This is a genomic window from Thermovibrio guaymasensis, assembly GCF_003633715.1.
In the GTDB taxonomy this organism is placed as follows: domain Bacteria; phylum Aquificota; class Aquificia; order Desulfurobacteriales; family Desulfurobacteriaceae; genus Thermovibrio; species Thermovibrio guaymasensis.
On record NZ_RBIE01000005.1, the window covers coordinates 1 to 16,305 of the forward strand.

Sequence of the window (16,305 nt, forward strand, 5' to 3'; positions counted from 1 at the left end):
CCATTCCGAACTCGGAAGTTAAGCCCGCCAGCGCCGATGATACTGCCCGCGGGAGCGGGTGGGAAAGTAGGGCGGTGCCAGGCTTTTTTTATTTTCGTTTATAATTAAAAATTATGGCTGCTAGATTAATCACGCTATTCCTTCTTTTATTTCTCTTTCCTCTTAAAGCTTTTCCTCTTTCCCTCTATTTACCCTATAAGTATCCAGGGACTGTAGGCTACTTTAAGCTTGATTCCGATCTACCGGCAAAAGCCGTCTTAGGCTACAGGGGAAGAAAATGGTTTTTTAGAAACTTAAAGGGAAGTAAGGAGCTTTACTTTTCTATTCCCTATTTTGTCAAAGGGAATTTTACTTTGACCCTATATCAGGGGGATAAGAAACTGTTCCTCAGGACTTTTCCCATTTGGAAAAAGAGGTATAGGATATCAAGAATATGGGTAAAGGAGAGGCCTTTAAGGGGAAAGCTTTTAGAGAGGGTGAAGAGAGAGGGTAGGCTTTTAAGGAAAGTTCTTTCTGAGATAACTCCGAAGAAATTTAAAGAAACTCATCTATATCCACCCCTTAGGAGGCTTATCGTTACGACTCCTTTTGGAGCAAGGAGGATAATTAACGGTAAGAGGCGTTCAATTCATTGGGGAACAGATTTTAGAGCTCCAAGAGGTACTCCTGTTTATGCTTCTCTTTCTGGGAAAGTCGTACTTGCTCGGAACTTATACTTTACTGGAAATACTGTTATTATTGATCACGGATTAGGAGTTCACACCCTTTACGCCCACCTTTCAAAAATTAAAGTTAAAGAAGGTCAATCTGTAAGGGCCGGCCAGGTTATAGGAGAGGTCGGTTCAACTGGAAGGAGTACCGGACCTCACCTTCATTTTGGTTTTTACGTTCAGGGAGAGAGGGCTGATCCTATGATCGTTCTTAAGGAGAGACTTCAGTAGTGAGGGAGCTTTGAGAAAGGCAGTTTTCTTAGATAGGGATAATACTCTCATTTACGACCCAGGTTACATTCATGAGGTAGATAAGGTGAAGCTTCTTGATGGAGTAGGTGAAGGGTTAAAGCTCCTGAAAGAAGCAGGCTATTTATTAATTGTGGTTTCAAATCAGTCGGGAATAGGGAGAGGTTATTTTACAGAGAGAGAGTTTTGGGAAGTTAACTATAGACTTCAGGAGCTCCTTGAACACTTTAATGTCCAGATAGATGATTTCTTCTTCTGTCCCCACAGGCCTGGTGAAGGCTGCAAGTGTAGAAAACCCGGGACCCTTATGGTGGAAAAGGCCGTTGAAAAGTGGAAAATTGATGTGAAAGAGAGTTTTGTAATAGGAGATAAGGACATTGACGTTGAGCTTGCTTTTAGGGCAGGCTGTAGAGGGGGTATAAAGGTGGGAGTGCCTTGTTTTGAGAACTTCTTAAAGGCGGCTAGTTTTATAGTGGGGGAAAAGTGAAGCTTTACAGTAAGATAAAAACGAGGCCCGAAGATTTTGTAGTTGAGGAAGTTCCCCTTTTAAAACCGGAAGATGAGGGAAAGTACCATTTATTAGAACTTAAAAAGAGAGATGTATCCACTCTTGAAGCTTTAAGGATTATCTCCCGCCTTGAGAAAATTCCCCTTAAGGATATAGGTTTTGCAGGTCTTAAAGACCGTTACGCCGTAACTACCCAGTACTTGACAGTTCCTGTTGAGTATTCCCTTGAGGAGTCCTGTTACAAAATCGTTAGGAACAGGTGGGTGAAAGTTGATAAGGTCAACTTTGATAAGGAGATGGGCTTCTGCATTAAGCCTATTGGGAAAGTTAATAGGCCTTTAGGATTGGGGGATTTAAAGGGTAATAAGTTTACCGTGGTTGTAAGGAACTTTGAGAAGAACTTAAGGGAGAGGTTTTACAGGAACTATGAAGTGGTAAGGAGGTACGGTTTTCCAAACTACTTTGGAGAACAGAGATTTGGAAGCGTTAAGAGTAGGGATGATTTTGTTTTGAGATACCTTCTCAGAGGGGACTTTGATGGAGCTCTTAAGAGCTACTTTTTCGGTAAATCCCAAATTGACTTTTGGGGAGACTGGAAGAAGTTGTATAAGACTCTTTCTCCTGCTCTTGAAGAGTATGAGAAGGACCTCATAAGAGGACTTATGAGAGGCCTTACTCCTGAGAAAGCCTTTAGGATCCTTCCTAAAAACGTTAGACTTATGTTCAATTTTGCATTTCAGAGCTTCCTCTGGAATGAGTTTTTAAGGGAGTACGTTGAAGAGAAGTATCCCTTCGTTAGAGTTCCTTTCATAAATAAGTGGAAACTTTCTTACTTTTTGGAAGTTTACGATGTTGATTACCTGATTCAACTCCAGATTCCCTATACTGGTAGGGAGTTTCGGGTTAATGATGAAGTTTTAAAGGGCATAATGAAAAAGGTTTTTAGGAAGTACGGAATTAAAGAGGAGTGGTTTGACAAGGAAGTCGGTGGAATTATTGTTATGACAGATGGTTTAAGAAAAGCCGTTGTCTTTCCCGAAGGGTTTAAGATTTTGGAGAAGACGAAGAGGAGCATGAAGTTAACCTTCACGCTCCCACCAGGTTCATATGCAACTGTTCTTTTAAGGTTCTTACTTAAAGGTAAGATATGAGGGATTGAGCGTTATCTTCGGCTAGTATGTAGCTTTCAATTAACTCCTCTTTGCTGAGTTGGGAGAGGAGAGGAGGTAATTGTACGTTGTCGCCTTTTTCTAACTTATCGTAGACTTTCATAAGCTGCTTTACCTCTTCCTTAAGTCTTCCAAGTTTACTTTCAGGGTCGAGGAGACCGTAAATAACGGTTTCTGATACTCCGGCCCTTTCAAGGAGCTCTTTAATTTCATCTCCTACTTTTTCCCTGACGGGCTCAAGAATTCCGACCATGTAGGCTTCATCTTCGTACTCTGGGAAAAGCCTTTTTGCTAATTCTCTCATTAAGAAGGCAAATTTTAAGATTTCCTTAATTTCTTCCTTATTTGCTTTTTTTAGGAAAGACGAGGTTAAGAGGACAAATATGTAATCTTTTAAGTTCCTGTATCCTAAGTAAGCTATTGCTTGAATTATTGATCTAATTTCCTTTCTGAGTCCAAAGTAGGGAGAGTTTATAAACTTTAAAAGCCGTGCAGAGAGGTTAGGGTCCATGCTTATTATCTTAGCTATCTCTTCAAGCTCCTCACCGTCAAGGAGAGCTCTTATTAACCTTAGCATAACCTCCCTTTTTAGTTCTAAGCTCTCAATCTCAGACATGGATCCTCCTTTAGCTAAAAATTCTGGGTTCATTATAGCAGGTCAATAATCTTTTCGGCTTCTAAGGTTGCGCTTAGACAAATGTTTATTAAAAATTCTTTTTTAAACTTTTCAGTTTTTACGGAGATTTCAACTTCTTCTTTGTTGTTTAGTTTTTCACAGTAAGGAAGGAGCTTCTCCGCAAAAACTCTTAGGATTCCTAGAGGGCTTTTAGGGTCTTTGAGACCTTCAATTACAACTTTTGACACGTTCGCTTCCTTAAGCATTTTTAAGGTTTCCTCTTTATTTTCTTTATAAATAGGCCATAAGATTCCTACCATGAATGCCTCTTCTGCAAGTTCTGGCACACTTCTTTGGGCTGTTAATTTCATTATATAAGCAAAAGTAAGAAGTTTTAATATCTCCTCTCTAGGCTTATTTACTAAAATGGATGAGAGAAGAATTGAGAAGGCCACTTCCCTCAGTTTCCTGTATCCTAAGTATGCTACCGCGTCCTCAATAGAATCTATTTCTCTTTTTAAACTAAAGTAGGCAGAATTGACGAATTTAAGTAATTTAGCAGTGAGAGCTGGATCGGTAGAGATTATTTTGGATATGATTGAGAGTTCCTCCTCATCATTTAGAGCCTTAATTAACCTAAGGATGGTTTGCCTGTTGACTTTTTCCTCCATTTTGTTCTCCCAGCAAAATTAACAGGTTAGTTTTGTGTAGAAAAATCCATCTGTATCGTTTTTATGTGGAAACAGCCTTAATCCCCCATCCTTAAATTGATGTTTAAGTTCTTTAGGTAGGTTATTAAACGGTAAAGTTTTAAAGCCTTCTTTGAGGGCAAATTCCAGGTTATTTTCTCCCTCCTCCCTCTCTAAGGAGCAAACACTAAATAGAAGTTTCCCCCCTTCTTTTAGTAGATCCTTGGCTGCTCTTATTAGGCGGCACTGGACTTTCTGATTGTGTTTTATGAGCTCTATTGACTTGTTCCACTTACCTTCTGGGTGGCGCCTTATTACTCCAGTTGCAGAGCATGGAGCGTCAATTAAAATCCTGTCAAAACTCTTGTAGTAGCGTTTTATAAAGTCCTCATCCTTAGAAATGTCGGTTACAACTAGTTCCAGGTTCTCTACTCCCAACCTTTCGGCGTTTTTCTTTAACAGGTTCATTCTCTCTGGATTAACGTCAACTGCGACTATTTTCGCTCCGTTTTTAGTCAATGAGGCTATTGCAGTTGTCTTCCCTCCAGGTGCTGCTCCAACGTCCAGAATTAGTTCTCCCGGTTTAGGCTCTAAAAGGTAAGCTGCAAGGTATGAGGCAGGGTCTTGGATGTAAAAATAGCCCTCTTTGTAGCCTGGGAGCTCCTCAATTAAAACCCTACCCTTAACCCTAATCATATCTGGGATGAAAGGGTGAGGCTCAACTTCTATTTTCCTTTCCCTTAACACTTTTATGAGTTCTTTTTGGTCTATCTTTATCCTGTTTACCCTTAAAAAGAGGGGAGCTACCCTGTTTAGTCCTTCAAGGAGAGGTTGGAGCTCCTCCTTTCCATAAAAGTTTTCCCACCTCTTAACCATCCAGGTTTCAAAGGAGTAGAGTGTAGAGATCCTTTCGTAGTAGTCCTCTATCCTTTTAACTTCCCTTTTATAGTCAAATCCTACGAGCTTTTTTGAGACGGCGTTAACAAACCCTGCAGATTTCCTGTTAAGGAGCCTCTTTACTGCTTCTACAGTTTCATTTACTGCAGCGTAGGGAGGAACTCCCGTAAAGAAGAGTTGGTAGGCGATTAACCTTAGGGCATTTCTGACTATTGGACACTGTTTCTTTAACTTCTTTCCGGTTGCTCTCTCAACCGAGAAATCAAGAAGTTTTAAGTAGCGGACTGTTCCAGCGGTTATTTCCCTTATGAAGGCTCTATCTTGGGGATCAACCCCTGAAGTCTCCTTCTCTAAGTGCTCCCTTAACTTTTTGTCCTTCTCAAAGAGAGTTAGGATTTTTATTGCCTTTGCCCTTTCACTCCAGCCAGTCAACTTCTTCAAAGAGTTCCTCCCCTTTACTTACTGTCCTCTCTACAATCTCGGCAACCTCTTCAGGACTCCTATTTGTAGTGTCAATGTGAATTACTCTTTTAAAGTTTGGATTCTCAAAGGCTTCAGTTGCTATTACTGCTAACCTCTCTGCCTCTACGTTTTCCTCAACTTTCCTTTGGGAGTATGGCCTCTCCTTTAACCTTTCTCTAACAACTTCCGGCTCTGCCCTTAAAATTACAAGGTAATCTACAGGTATGTAGTGAGCAACTAGACCTTCTGCTATGAAACTTTCCTTTCCCTCAAAGAACTTCCTGAGTTTCTCAGGTTCAACCTCGTAAGCGTTCCTTTCTTTATCGTAGGATGAGTAAAGCCTCTCTTCTCTGATTAGCTTGCTCAGGTTATATAGGGGGAGGTTTAACCTTTTGGACAAGATCTTTCCTACAGTTGTTTTACCTACTCCGGGGGTTCCTGTAATTCCTATTCTCAATTTACCCTCTCAGAATTTCCTTTTTAACAAAATTAGCCTCTCTTCTGGTAATATTCCAGTTAACAAGGAGGTTAAGGAGGCTCCCTTGCCTAAGAGAACCGACCTAAAGAAGATTTTGATAATTGGTTCAGGGCCTATTGTTATAGGTCAGGCGGCTGAGTTTGACTACTCTGGAACTCAGGCTTGTAAAGCTTTAAAGGAAGAAGGTTATCAGGTAGTACTTGTTAACTCAAACCCTGCAACTATCATGACAGACCCCGACGTTGCCGATAGAACCTACATTGAGCCTTTAACCGTTGAGGTCCTTGAAAAAGTTATTGAGAGGGAGAGGCCGGACGCTCTCCTTCCGACAGTTGGAGGACAGACTGCCCTTAACCTTGCAGTTAAACTTCATGAAGCAGGTATACTGGAGAAGTACGGAGTTGAGCTCATTGGGGCAAAAGTTGAGGCTATAAAGAAGGCCGAGGATAGGGAGCTCTTTAAAGAGGCAATGCTGAGAATCGGCCTTGAAGTTCCCAAGAGCGGAGTTGCCCATTCCCTTGAAGAGGCCATGGAAGTCCTTGAGTACGTCGGCCTTCCTGCAATTATCCGTCCTGCATTTACCCTCGGTGGAGAGGGTGGAGGAGTTGCCTACAACGTTGAGGAGTTTAAGGAGATTGTTCGTAAAGGGCTTGCGGCTTCTCCTGTAAGCGAGGTCTTGATTGAGGAGAGCGTTTTAGGCTGGAAAGAGTTTGAGCTTGAGGTAATGAGGGACCTTAACGATAACGTTGTGATAATCTGTTCTATTGAAAACTTTGACCCGATGGGAGTTCACACTGGAGACTCAATTACAGTAGCTCCTGCCCAAACTTTAACGGATAAGGAGTATCAGCTCTTAAGGGATGCGGCAATTGCAATAATAAGGGAGATTGGCGTAGAGACCGGGGGTTCAAACGTTCAGTTTGCAGTTAACCCCGAAAATGGAAGGTTCATCGTAATTGAGATGAACCCGAGGGTTTCCCGTTCTTCAGCCCTTGCTTCAAAGGCCACAGGTTTTCCAATTGCAAAGATTGCTGCAAAGCTTGCAGTTGGCTATACCTTAGATGAGCTTCCAAACGATATTACTAAGAAAACACCGGCCTCCTTTGAGCCAGCGATAGACTACTGCGTTGTTAAGTTTCCAAGGTGGGCCTTTGAGAAGTTCCCCGAAGCAGACCCTACCCTTACGACCAGAATGAAGTCTGTCGGTGAGGTTATGGCCATAGGCAGGACCTTTAAAGAGGCCCTAAATAAGGCCATTCGTTCCTTAGAAATCGGAAGGTACGGTCTAAGTTTAAGGGGGGCTTCTGAGGTTTCAGATTCTGAGCTTGAGACAAAGCTTGCAGTTCCAAACGCCGATAGGGTTTGGTTTATAGCTGAAGCCTTTAGAAGGAATTGGAGCTTAGATAGGGTCTATGAGCTAACAAAGATAGACCGTTGGTTCCTCAACAACCTTAAACAGCTTATTGAATTAGAAGGGGAGCTTAAAAAACACACTATAGAAACTCTCCCCTCTGACCTTTTAAAGTGGGCTAAGAAATGGGGCTTTTCAGATAGGGAGATTGCCAATTTAGTAGGAGCTACTGAGAAGGAAGTTAGGGAGAAGAGGAAAGAGCTATCTCCGGTTCTCTACAAGACGGTTGATACCTGTGCTGGAGAGTTTGAGGCTTACACCCCTTACTACTACTCAACTTACGACGGTAGAGAGTGTGAGGCCAACCCTACTAACAGAGAGAAAGTTATAGTCTTTGGTTCTGGGCCAAACAGGATCGGTCAAGGAGTAGAGTTTGACTACTGCTGCGTTCACGCAGTTTGGGCTTTAAGGGACTTAGGGTATGAGGCCCACATGGTTAACTGTAACCCTGAGACCGTCTCAACTGACTACGACACTTCCGATAAGCTCTTCTTTGAGCCTTTAACCCTAGAAGATGCCCTTAACGTTGTTGAGAAGGAAAGACCGCTGGGAGTAATTGTTCAGTTTGGAGGTCAAACTCCTTTAAAACTTTCAGTTCCCCTTGAAAGGGAAGGGGTGAGGATCCTTGGAACTTCATCTGAAAGTATTGATATTGCAGAGGATAGGGAGAGGTTTAGGGAGTTACTCAACAAATTGGGCTTAAAGCAACCTCCTTCTGGTATTGCCCGTTCCCTTGAGGAGGCTGAGAGGATTGCCCAGGAGATTGGATTTCCAGTTTTAATGAGGCCTTCCTACGTTCTCGGCGGAAGGGCGATGAGGATCGTTTACTCTCTTGATGAGCTCCGCCAGTACATGGCTGAGGCAGTGGAGGTTTCTGAGGAAAAGCCGGTTCTGATAGATAAGTTCCTTGAGGATGCTGTAGAGTTTGACGTTGATGCTGTTGCTGACGGGGAGAGCGTTGTCATTGGTGGAGTGATGGAGCACATAGAGGAGGCTGGAATCCACTCTGGAGACAGTGCCTGCGTCCTTCCAACTTTCTCAGTCAGTAAAGAGGTTATTGAGGAGATTAAGGAGATAACGAGGAAAATAGCCCTTGAGCTGAAAGTTAAGGGTCTTATAAACATTCAGTTTGCAGTTAAGGATGATGAGATCTACATAATTGAGGTAAACCCGAGGGCTTCAAGGACTGTTCCTTTCGTTAGTAAGGCTACAGGAATTCCACTTGCAAAAGTTGCCACAAAGGTTGCAATGGGTAAAACCCTTAAAGAGTTGGGAGTTAAAGAGGTAGAACCAAAGTACTACTCCGTTAAAGAGGCAGTCTTTCCGTTTGACCGCTTTCCAGAGGTTGACCCTGTCTTGGGTCCTGAGATGAAGTCAACCGGTGAGGTTATGGGAATAGATAAGGATTTAGGAGTTGCCTTTTATAAGGCTCAGCTTGCAGCAGGTTCAAGGCTACCCCTTGATCCAAACTGCGGTAAGGTCTTTATAAGTGTCAAGGATAAGGACAAACCGAAGATTTACGGAATTGCAAAGAAACTTTCAGATATGGGCTTTAAGGTAGTTTCAACTGAGGGAACTTACAGGTTCCTAAAGGAGAGGGGAATTCCCGTTGAGCTTGTCTATAAGATCCAGGAAGGAAGGCGTCCCAACGTTGGAGACCTTATAAAGAACGGTGAAATCTGCTTGATAATAAACACCCCTACTGGAAGTAAATCAAAGAAGGACGCCTACAGTATAAGGCGCTTGGCTGTTAACTATAAGATTCCCTACTATACCACTGTAAGAGGGGCTCAGGCAGCCGTCATGGCAATTGAGTCTATGAGGAGAGAGAGGTTGTGCGTTAAACCACTTCAGGAGTACTACGGAGGTAAATAATGGCTGAAGAGAAAAAGGAGCAGCAACCTCAGGTTATTGTTGGAAGTATGCCCTACAGGGTTTCAATGGCTGAGGTTGATGCCTATGGAGTAATGTACTATTCAAGGTTCTTTGAGCTCTTTGAGAGGGGAAGAACAGAGCTCTTTAGGGCTTTAGGTATTGAATACAGAAAGGTTTTACAGCAGGAAGGTGTTTTAATGCCGGTTGTTGAGGCTGCTTGCCGATACATGGCGCCTGTGGTCTATGATGACCTTATAACCCTTGAGACTGCGATAACTAACATCGGAACAAGGGGAATAAGGTTTGATTATAGAGTTATAAGGGATGGGGCCGTTCTGGCCGTTGGATTTACCCAGCACATCTTTATTGACCCTCAGGGAAGGCCGGTTTCCTATGGAAAGAAAGTCTTTGAAATCCTTAAAGAGAAGGGGATAATAAAGGAAGGAGAGCTCCAGGATAAACCCCAGGAAGAGGCAAAGGAAGACATATCTAAGAAACTTAAGAAGCTCATTGTTGAGAGGGTTGAGGAGAGTAAACCTTCATCGGAGGATAACTAATAGGGGGCTTTGCCCCCTTTAACCAACGATAAATCTTATAGAGAATAGCTCTTTAAAGTCGTCTTTTACCTTGAATGATATTCTCTTCCTGATTCCTACTTTTCTCAAGTTTGAGTTTAAATCTTCAGTTATTGCGTTCGTTCCTCCTGTTCCGTTGAAGGTGAGGAACTTTACTCTACTTCCCTTTGGGATTTTGAAGGTCTTGCTGTCTGAAACTGTGACTTTCCTTCCGTTTATTAGGAGCTCTGCACTGTAGTAAACTTTCGGCTCTAGAAGTTCTTCAACGTTTTCAATTACCCAGTCTAAGGAAGGTTCTGTTTCAACTCCATGAACTTTAAAGAACTCCCTTAACATAAGGAGGTGAAACCTTACTTTGTGGTAAAGGTCAGGTAGCTGTTTTGATACCTCAAGGCACACTGCAGGGACGGAACACTCTTTGAGGCAGAAGTAGGTTAGTGATTTCCTCTGTTCAGGGTGTTTTGTGTTCTTACTAAAGGTGTGGGTGTTAAATACCGGTATTTTCCACTTCCTACGTTTAATTAACCTGTTTACCCTCTCTGAAACTAACCTAACTTCCCTTCCAAGCTCTATCTCGCCGTACCTCTCCTCGTCTATTACGATACATTGGCCCCAAGCTTTAGGGTTTAAGGAGTGGAAGCCGAATCCATCGTGTAACGTGAGGAGGAGGTCAGGTTTGTAGTCCTTGATTAGGCTTTTAAGCCTTTTAACTGCCGGATAGTCAGGGTCTTTAGGAGAGATAGAGGCGAACTTCCTGTTCATATCCCCATTGTAGCCCCTTTTGTTTGTAAGGATTGAGACGAAGTTTGTTCTTGGGGCTACTAAGATTTCCCCCTTCTTTACTTTGAGGTTCCTCAAAATCTCTGCTGCCTTGTAAGCTCCCGGTTCGTTCCCGTGGATTCCTCCAACTACTAAAATTCTTCCTCCCTTTTCCTCTCCGGTTATTAGACTTTCCTGGAAAGGTAAGGGAGGAAGCTCTATAACAGCGTTTACCCTACCTGCTAAAGCTTCTTCCCACTTTAAAATGGGTAAAAAAGAAGCAATTCCAAGGAGTTTTATAAATTCTCTTCTCCTATAATTTTCCATCTGTTCCCCTCTTTAATTATATAGAGGACTTTGTTGCTTATAGACCTGTAGTTGTTTGAATCGTATTTTACTTTTAACCTTACTACGTAGAGGTTTCCAAACTTTAAGAGCCTACCGTCCTTTACAGCCGTAATGTCTGAGAGCTTTATCCTTATCCACCTCTTGTGCCTTGAGATCCTTTTTTTATACCTTTCCCAGCTTCTGTAGTCTCCTCCCTTCCACACAAACTCCTTTGAGTAGCAGTTTAAGTAGGGTTTTATATCGCTGGTAGTTCCTTCCCAGGCTTTTTTCCAGTGGAGAATAAAGTTTAATATAGACCTCTGTTCTTTCAGGAACTCATTTCTTGAGGATAGTGATAGTTTTGAAACTATTACGACGGGCGTCCTTTTAGGGACTATTAGCCTTTTAACTTCCTTTAAGTATTCATTTTTTAAAACTATGCACCCGTTGGTGCTATGGGGAGGGCGGTTAGGGTTATTTGTTCCGTGTATCCATATTCCGTGGCCGTCCTTCTTTAGGATTTTCCTGTCTATGATGTTTGGATAGTTGAGGGGAAACGCTCCAAGCCCGTAGATTGGCGGTAAGTGAGACTTCCAGTAGAGGGGGAAGTAGATTCCTTCAGGGGTTCTTAGGTCCCCCTCTTCAAGCTTGTCTCCCGGCCTCTTTCCAGTTATACAGGGGAACTTCCTAACGATGAAGGGAGCTCCTTTAACCATCTTTACTACGTAAAGAACTTCGTTTGTCTTGTCAACGACTATTGCCGGTAGGTCCTTAGGGAGTTCCAAAATGTTCGTTATCAACTTTCCGCTGTAGAGCTTATCTATGAGTTCCTTAACTTTCCTGTCCTCTCCAGAGTAGCTCAGTAAAAGGATTTCAAGCTTAATCTTTTCTTCCTGAGGTAACTTCTCTATTTTCCTGGAGAGTTCGTCAGGGGATATCGTTCCTATCTCAGATAGGATTTGATTCAAGGTCTCACTATGGGCACCTATAAAAGTAAAAACTACTATGAGCAGTAAGTTTAAAATAGTTCTCATTCTTTTCCCCCTTGCCTTAGCTAGAGGGCTATTTTAAAAAATTTTTTCTAAATTCAATTGTACTTCACGTACAAATTAATTAAATTTAGTGTAAACCTGAACTAATAGCATGGGGAGGTTGTTTTGGAGCTCTCTTTTGAGTTTTCCATAGATTCTTCGGAGAAATTTCCTATAGTTAGGCGTCTTGAGACTGAAGCCTTTTTTTCAAAGCTACTTTCTCTCATAGAAGGCAGTAAAGGGCTTTCCCTTGAGCAGTTCAAGAAAGAGCTATCCAAACTTCTAAATTCCCTGTGGTTAGTGGAGGAGGAGAGTTTCTTCGTTTCTGAAAGTATAGAGGGAGAAATTGAAAAGGTAAACTTGTGTAAGCTTTCCTTTAAAAAGAGGGGAAATTCCCTAGAAGTTGAAATTAAGTTTGAATTAGTTGTTGGGGGGAATTCTTTAGAGTTTAGGGGTGTTTTCATTACGTCAAAGTACCTAAACGGTGATTTACTCTTTAAAGCTTTGAAAGAGGGGAACGAGGCCGATTTTGTTAAAGAACTTATATCTCAAGGGGAAAAGTTTGCCGTTTTAGTTGTTGATATTCAAGATTTTTCAAAGATAAACGATGTTTTCGGTATAGTTAACGGAGACAAAATTCTGAACGATGTTTTGAGGCGTTTAAAACATAAGTTTGAAGGTGAAAAGTGTAAGGTCTTTAGATCCTACTCAGACAAATTTATACTCGTTTGTAAAGATGGTAGAAAGGATATTTTGAATTTTGTTGAAGAGGTCCTTTCTGTCTTTAACCATCCCTTTGAGGTTAAAGGGGAAAAGGTTTATCTATCTGTTAATGTAGGGGTAGCCTTTTTCCCAGAGCACGGCAGGAACGTAATATCAAAGGCAGAAATAGCCCAGAGGGAAGCTTTAAAGAGAAAAAGGCCTTTTTTAATCTTCTCTGCAGAACTTGATGTTCCAAACAAGGTTATTGAAATTCTGACTAAAGTTAAAGATGACTTAAATGAAGGAAGGATTGAGGTTATCTTCCAGCCAAAGGTGGAACTTCAGACTTTTAAAATTGTTGGTGCTGAAGCTCTAATGAGATGCTCAGTTCCTCCTGCTGATGCGATTCCAGTAATAGTTGAGTACAGTCTTATGTACGATGTTGGAAGAAAGATTCTGGAAAAATCCTTTTACTACACAAAGCTCCTTGAGGAAAAGGGCTTTGGGGTTCCTATTTCTGTAAACATTTCATACGTTCAACTTGCAGATAGACAGTTTGTTCGCTTTGTTAAAAAACTCCTTAAGAAGTTCTCTCTTGAGGGGAATAGGTTCATTTTTGAGATTACCGAGTCGGAAGCCTCCCTTGATGATGAATGTATAGTAGAGACTATTTCCCAGTTGAGGAAGATGGGGATAGGAATCTCAATAGATGACTTTGGTATGGGATACTCTTCCCTTTCAAGGCTGAAGCTTTTAAAGGCTTGTGAGTTAAAAATTGATAGGGCCTTTATCAAGGACGTTGACAAAGACCCGGAAATTCTCGGTATTGTAAAGTTTGCCGTTGATGTAGCTTCGCTTCTTTCCATGAGAACCGTTGCCGAAGGTATAGAGAGGAAAGATCAGGTTCCAATTTTGAGGAGGGTAGGATGTAGTGAAGGGCAGGGATTTCTCTTTTCCCCACCCGTTGAGTTTAGAGAGTTTGTGGAGCTTTTAAAGAAAGGATATTTAAGGCCAAAGGGAGTTAAGTAATTGAGGAGATTTCCCTTACAATCTCTTCAACGTCATCTTTCCTAACTTCCTTCCTTGTGGCAAAGTCCTCAACCCTTCCAGAGAGCCAAAAGAGGTACTTGGCGCCTTTAAAGTCCTTCCTCACTTTTCCCCTCATTACTGGTCTAAAGTAACCTATTGGCCTGCTCCAGAGAGTAACGTCTTCTGAACCGCAAACTTCACACTCTGTTTTCCTTCCGACCATCTTGTGGCCACAGGAGTTACATGTTGTTAAAAAGGGAGTTTTTGTTAAGTATTGAATTGGAAAGTTCTTTATTATTGAAAAGATTAACCTTTCCTGTTCTTCAGGCTTCATCTCCTCTGCGGTGAACAGGTGCATGATACTTCCGCCTGTAGCGTAGCTCTGGAAGTGAGAGTTTACGTCAATCTGCTTAAGGAGATCTCCTTCCTGAAAAGGAGCTTGAAACCCTGATGTTAGGAAGACCTTGCCACTATTTGGATCTCCGTTTACAAAGATTCTGGCTTTAACTCTCTTCTTACTAACAGTATTCATCTTCAACCTCCACCCTTTCAAAGAGATCTTCCCCAAACTTTGTTATTGCTTCCTTAACGAACAGGTTCAGGTAGGGGTCTTTAGAGATTTCTGGTTTCCTTTCGCCGTTGAGTATCTCTGCAACTGCGTTTGCAAAGGATATGTCCTTCTCTGCCATTTTGCAGGCAGCGTTTTCGCTGGGTGCGTATTCCAGGGAGTAGAGGACCCTGTCCTTTTCCATGAACTCGTGGAGTTTTTTATACAAGTACTGAGCAATCTGATGGGCGTAGTCCTTTGCCTCTTCGTTAAAGAGTCCACCTTTAAAACCTGCATTTACCATTCCTTCGTGGACTCCAACTACCGAGAAGATGTTAAAGAGCGATTTATCGTCCTTTTGGTAGAAGGAAAGGTAAGGAAAGAGGTCGTTCCAGTGTTTTCTTAGCCACTCTCTCTTCCTCTGGAGGGCTTTTGCTCCAACTTCCATTGTGTAATCAATCATCCTCTTTAAGAACTCAAAGTCGTCTTTTGCTAAAAAGAGGAGCCTGTTCATATTAATTGCGTAAACTCCTACTCCACCGACGCCGCTTCCAGAGTGAAACGGGTTTGAGCCGGTTACTGCCTCTACCTGGGAAATGTCAAAGAGCATTCTACAGCAGTTACTGTAGATCATTCCCTCGTCAAAAGGTTTTATGAATGGGTTTTTCTCTTTGTACTTTGAAGGTTTTGTGAAGGGTTCCTTAAGGTAGTTCTGAACGTAGAACCCTCCGAAGAATTCGCTCTCTTTAAGCAGTAGTTTCCAGGCTGGGTTGTTGCTGTCAAAGTCTTCAGTTATGTTTACCGTTATCAGCGGGAAGGTGAACGGGTTTCCGTCTGCATCTCCCCTTCTCATTGCCTTTATAAAGGCGGTGTTGATCCTGTCAAAGTAGTGGGAAGGGATTTTTTCATAGGTTATATTCAGTAATTTTCCTGCGTAGACTACCGGTTCGTACCTCAGACGGCTGTTTGGTTTTCCAAAGTCAAGTGTAATGTTTGAAAATGGAGAGTTTCCACTTCTAAATGGAAGGTTTATGTTGTAGAGGAATTCCTGCCACAGGTTTTCAAGCTCATAGTCGGAGTAGCTCTTCTTTCCCTCTTTTTCCAAGTAGTACAGGTAACCTGCAGCTACGGTTGATAGGTCGTTAAGGGAAGTAGCTCCGGAAACCTCCTGAGCTATGAGGCATATTAAGTTTGCACACTGCATAAAGAGAGTTTCCAGTCTCTTTGGAGGAGCCGCCTTCCTTTCGTTCTTTGCGTTGCTTTGAAGTCCATGGTATGCAATGTCCTTTGCGGATAATCCTATACAGTAAGCAGATAGCCTGTAGGTCTGGTGGTGGTATGCCCACCCCTCTTCATGGTGTATTCTCACTGGAAGGCCTTTATAGATAATGTCAAATAGGTAGTCTTTCATTACTTCGCCAACTACAACGTGCTCAAGGACGGGAACTCCTCTAACGAAGTTAGCGTTGTTCCTTGAGATGTCGTCGTTGTCTATGAAGAGCTCTATCAGTTTGAAGTACTTGTTCATTACTCCTCCACGGGGTAGAACGGGTTAACCTGATGTGGAAAAGATTTTAGCTCCTTCCTTATCAGCTCAATTTCTGATTCGGTAAGGAGAGGGTATTTAACAGTTCTGAAGATGGTGTAAGGCAAAGTGTATCTCTTTATTATTTCTATTGTAATTCTCAGTTTCTTTGAATAGTTATAAACTGCCGAAGGTTCTAAATCTTCTCTTGAAAAGAGAATCCTCATAAAGCGTTTTAGCTGGTCGGGGGTGTAGTCATCTAGGAGTGGAATTTTCACGTCAACGGCTAGTCCATCTATTAACCTATTTTTTATCAGTTTTTCAACCCTTTCTGGGCAGGTTCCGTTTGTATCAACCCTCACGGGGAAGTTTTCTTCCTTGATTACTCTTAGCCCTTCTTCAAGCCTATCTTCTAAGGTAGGTTCTCCTCCTGAAACTATTACCAGTTCCACCCCTAGGAGTTTTAGCATTTTAAGTTTTTCCCTCAGTTCTTTTTCGGTGAAGAACTCTTCTTCTCCTTTGAAATAGTGACGGTTGTGGCACTGGTAGCAGTTGAGGTTGCACTGGTGAATCTTTGTATAGAGGGCTGCTGAAAAGACGCCGGGATGGTCTTTAAAAGTTGTTGGAATTTCAACCTTCAGGAAGGGAGTTTCCATTTTCTCTCTCTCAAAAAGTTCATAAAGAATAATAGTGAGTTCCTGAGAAAAAGTGGAGGCCGGGAGGCCTCCCCGGGAGGATGGTCTTGT

The 16,305-nt window shown here is 42.2% G+C and carries 15 protein-coding genes and 1 rRNA gene; 7 read left to right on the top strand and 9 right to left on the bottom strand.

The features are described 5' to 3' along the window. The 4 genes from rrf to truD form a co-directional block, all read left to right on the top strand. Positions 1 to 83: ribosomal RNA gene (gene rrf, locus C7457_RS07860) — 5S ribosomal RNA — on the top strand; the annotation flags it as partial. Between the two features lie 270 nt (positions 84 to 353). After that, positions 354 to 941, top strand: a complete 588-nt coding sequence (locus C7457_RS07865; RefSeq protein ID WP_245939620.1) for a M23 family metallopeptidase — start codon at positions 354 to 356, stop codon at positions 939 to 941. A gap of 10 nt (positions 942 to 951) precedes the next feature. Further along, positions 952 to 1,446 (top strand): D-glycero-alpha-D-manno-heptose-1,7-bisphosphate 7-phosphatase, encoded by a 495-nt coding sequence (locus C7457_RS07870; RefSeq protein ID WP_121171773.1) that lies wholly within the window; start codon positions 952 to 954, stop codon positions 1,444 to 1,446. Then, complete coding sequence (gene truD / locus C7457_RS07875) at positions 1,443 to 2,618, top strand: tRNA pseudouridine(13) synthase TruD (protein WP_121171775.1); 1,176 nt, start codon at positions 1,443 to 1,445, stop codon at positions 2,616 to 2,618. Before C7457_RS07870 ends, truD begins: the two co-directional genes overlap by 4 nt. Here the strand turns inward: truD and C7457_RS07880 are convergent. Genes C7457_RS07880 through C7457_RS07895 form a run of 4 tightly spaced genes read right to left on the bottom strand, consistent with a single transcriptional unit; the run spans position 2,602 to position 5,757 of the window. Further along, positions 2,602 to 3,252 (bottom strand): HDOD domain-containing protein, encoded by a 651-nt coding sequence (locus C7457_RS07880; protein WP_121171776.1) that lies wholly within the window; start codon positions 3,250 to 3,252, stop codon positions 2,602 to 2,604. The two genes, truD and C7457_RS07880, sit on opposite strands and share 17 nt — an antisense overlap. A 32-nt stretch (positions 3,253 to 3,284) precedes the next feature. After that, positions 3,285 to 3,923 (bottom strand): HDOD domain-containing protein, encoded by a 639-nt coding sequence (locus C7457_RS07885; RefSeq protein WP_121171777.1) that lies wholly within the window; start codon positions 3,921 to 3,923, stop codon positions 3,285 to 3,287. A gap of 18 nt (positions 3,924 to 3,941) precedes the next feature. Continuing rightward, entirely contained in the window at positions 3,942 to 5,279 is a 1,338-nt protein-coding gene (rsmB, locus tag C7457_RS07890; protein WP_245939621.1) for a 16S rRNA (cytosine(967)-C(5))-methyltransferase RsmB, read from the bottom strand. Beyond that, on the bottom strand, positions 5,254 to 5,757 hold the full coding sequence (locus C7457_RS07895; protein ID WP_121171778.1) for an adenylate kinase family protein: 504 nt from the start codon (positions 5,755 to 5,757) through the stop codon (positions 5,254 to 5,256). The genes rsmB and C7457_RS07895 overlap by 26 nt, the downstream gene beginning before the upstream one ends. A gap of 85 nt (positions 5,758 to 5,842) precedes the next feature. On the opposite strand from C7457_RS07895, the gene carB reads away from it, so the two are divergent. Then, positions 5,843 to 9,064, top strand: coding sequence for a carbamoyl-phosphate synthase large subunit (gene carB / locus C7457_RS07900; RefSeq protein ID WP_121171871.1), 3,222 nt, complete (start codon positions 5,843 to 5,845; stop codon positions 9,062 to 9,064). Continuing rightward, entirely contained in the window at positions 9,064 to 9,621 is a 558-nt protein-coding gene (locus C7457_RS07905) for an acyl-CoA thioesterase (RefSeq protein WP_121171780.1), read from the top strand. The genes carB and C7457_RS07905 overlap by 1 nt, the downstream gene beginning before the upstream one ends. Before the next feature lie 18 nt (positions 9,622 to 9,639). Here C7457_RS07905 and C7457_RS07910 read toward each other — a convergent pair whose 3' ends face one another. Further along, positions 9,640 to 10,725 (bottom strand): M14/M99 family metallopeptidase, encoded by a 1,086-nt coding sequence (locus C7457_RS07910; protein WP_121171782.1) that lies wholly within the window; start codon positions 10,723 to 10,725, stop codon positions 9,640 to 9,642. Then, entirely contained in the window at positions 10,695 to 11,759 is a 1,065-nt protein-coding gene (locus C7457_RS07915) for a L,D-transpeptidase family protein (RefSeq protein WP_121171784.1), read from the bottom strand. Before C7457_RS07915 ends, C7457_RS07910 begins: the two co-directional genes overlap by 31 nt. A gap of 123 nt (positions 11,760 to 11,882) precedes the next feature. On the opposite strand from C7457_RS07915, the gene C7457_RS07920 reads away from it, so the two are divergent. After that, the gene (locus tag C7457_RS07920) at positions 11,883 to 13,487 is read left to right on the top strand and encodes a putative bifunctional diguanylate cyclase/phosphodiesterase (RefSeq protein WP_121171786.1); all 1,605 of its coding nucleotides are present in this window, start codon (positions 11,883 to 11,885) and stop codon (positions 13,485 to 13,487) included. On the opposite strand, the gene nrdD (C7457_RS07925) is transcribed toward C7457_RS07920, so the two are convergent. The 3 genes from nrdD (C7457_RS07925) to C7457_RS07935 are packed head-to-tail and all read right to left on the bottom strand — an operon-like array spanning position 13,480 to position 16,215. Beyond that, complete coding sequence (gene nrdD / locus C7457_RS07925) at positions 13,480 to 14,019, bottom strand: anaerobic ribonucleoside-triphosphate reductase (RefSeq protein WP_121171788.1); 540 nt, start codon at positions 14,017 to 14,019, stop codon at positions 13,480 to 13,482. The genes C7457_RS07920 and nrdD (C7457_RS07925) overlap by 8 nt on opposite strands. Then, entirely contained in the window at positions 14,006 to 15,562 is a 1,557-nt protein-coding gene (gene nrdD, locus C7457_RS07930; protein WP_121171791.1) for an anaerobic ribonucleoside-triphosphate reductase, read from the bottom strand. The genes nrdD (C7457_RS07925) and nrdD (C7457_RS07930) overlap by 14 nt, the downstream gene beginning before the upstream one ends. Continuing rightward, positions 15,562 to 16,215, bottom strand: a complete 654-nt coding sequence (locus tag C7457_RS07935) for a radical SAM protein (RefSeq protein WP_121171792.1) — start codon at positions 16,213 to 16,215, stop codon at positions 15,562 to 15,564. The genes nrdD (C7457_RS07930) and C7457_RS07935 overlap by 1 nt, the downstream gene beginning before the upstream one ends. Between the last annotated feature and the right edge of the window lie 90 nt (positions 16,216 to 16,305).